General features: G+C 60.0%; 2 protein-coding genes. Both read right to left on the reverse strand.

The window, feature by feature from the left end:
- Positions 1-848, reverse strand: an 848-nt coding sequence (gene panC / locus JFU11_RS27900) for a pantoate--beta-alanine ligase (RefSeq protein WP_201062760.1), incomplete at its 3' end; no start/stop codon positions are given.
- Positions 845-1,645, reverse strand: a complete 801-nt coding sequence (gene panB / locus JFU11_RS27905) for a 3-methyl-2-oxobutanoate hydroxymethyltransferase (protein WP_123361272.1) — start codon at positions 1,643-1,645, stop codon at positions 845-847. The genes panC and panB, both read right to left, overlap by 4 nt.
- Positions 1,646-1,898: the final 253 nt, after the last annotated feature.

Consider the following 1,898-nt stretch of genomic DNA (forward strand, 5'->3'; position numbering starts at 1 on the left):
TCGAGGTTCAGATGCAGGTTGTCGATCAACCGCGTCGTGCCCAGGAACGCCGCCACCAGAATCACCAGATCCCGATCTTCCGCCGTTGCCGGACGCAAGGTCAGCGCATGGCGAATTTCCAGATAATCCGTACGCAGGCCCGCGGCTTCAAGCTGCTTGATCTGCTCGTTGATCAACGTCGGGTAATCCCGCTCACCCTGTTTGATTGCATCGGCAATTTGGGTCAGGGTGCGATAGACCACTGGCGCTACGGCACGCTGTTCTTCGCTGAGGAAACCATTGCGCGACGACAGCGCCAGACCGTCGGCGGCACGCACGGTGGGTTCACCGATGATCTGGATCGGCATGTTCAGGTCATGCACCAGGGCGCGAATCACCGCGAGTTGCTGGAAGTCTTTCTGGCCGAAGATCGCCAAGTCCGGCTGAACCATGTTGAACAGCTTGCTGACTACGGTCGCCACGCCTTCGAAATGCCCCGGACGGCTGGCGCCGCACAGGCCTTCGGACAGTTGCGGAACGCTGACGCGGGTCTGGCCGGCCATGCCGTCGGGGTACATTTCTTCGACGGTTGGTGCGAACAGCAGATGGCAACCGGCCTGGAGCAGTTTCTCCTGATCGGCGGCCAGGGTCCGCGGGTACTTGTCGAGATCTTCGCCGGCGCCGAACTGCAGCGGGTTGACGAAAATGCTCGCGACCACGAAATCCACCCGTTGGGTGGCTTTGGTAATCAGCGCGATATGCCCGCTGTGCAGGTTGCCCATGGTTGGCACGAAGCCGATGCGCTTGCCTTCGCTACGGGCACGGGCCACGGCGGCCCGCAGTTCGCGTACGGTTTTTACGGTGTTCATGCAGAGAATCCGTGTTCGATGCCAGGGAAAGTCGCCGCTTTGACTTCAGTGACGTAAGCGCTCAAGGCGGCTTGAATGCTGGTTTGGCCAGTCATGAAGTTCTTCACGAATTTTGGTACGCGGCCGGTAATGGACAAGCCAAGCATGTCGTGCAGGACCAGTACCTGGCCGTCAGTGCCGCTGCCGGCGCCGATGCCGATCACCGGGATCTTCACCGCCTGGGTGATTTCTTCGGCGAGTTCGCTAGGCACGCATTCGAGCAGCAGCATGGCCGCGCCGGCCTGTTCCAGGGAGATGGCGTCGGCACGCATTTGCCGCGCCTGGTTCTCGTTGCGGCCTTGGACTTTATAGCCGCCGAGGATGTTGACCGATTGCGGTGTCAGCCCCATGTGCGCGCACACCGGGATGCCACGTTCGGCCAGCAGACGGATCGAGTCCGCGAGCCACAATGCCCCTTCAACCTTGACCATGTGCGCACCGGCCTGCATCAACAGGGCGCTGTTGGTCATGGTTTGTTCAATGGTGGCGTAGGCCATGAAGGGCAGGTCGGCGAGGATCAGGGCATCGGCGTTGCCACGTTTGACGGCTGCCACGTGGTAGGCCATTTCAGCGGTGGTCACCGGCAGAGTGCTGTCGTGACCTTGCAAGACCATGCCGAGGGAGTCGCCCACCAGCAGCACTTCAACCCCGGCCTCATTGCAGGCATGGGCGAAGGTCGCGTCATAGCAGGTCAGCATGGTGATCTTTTCACCTTTCTGCTTGAGGCTCTGGAGCGTGGTCAGGGTGATGGCTGGCATGAAAAAAATCCTCATTACAGGCGCTATGGAAACTACTGCGAGTAACGCGCGTGATTCGTCATTTATACAGGCGCACCTTCTTTCGTGGTGCTTGTAAGGCCTGGATTGCGCCCTTTGGCGCCGCGTTGGCGGCAGCGGGACGCCTATAGTCGTGAGGAGAACCCGGGAAGTCAATTGCATGTGTTACCGCATTGTTACGTGTGGGGTGTTACCGGCGTTACTGATGCGATTCAGCAGATACGACAGAAACCAT

The sequence above is a fragment of the Pseudomonas sp. TH37 genome (assembly GCF_016650735.1).
In the GTDB taxonomy this organism is placed as follows: Bacteria; Pseudomonadota; Gammaproteobacteria; order Pseudomonadales; family Pseudomonadaceae; genus Aquipseudomonas; species Aquipseudomonas farris.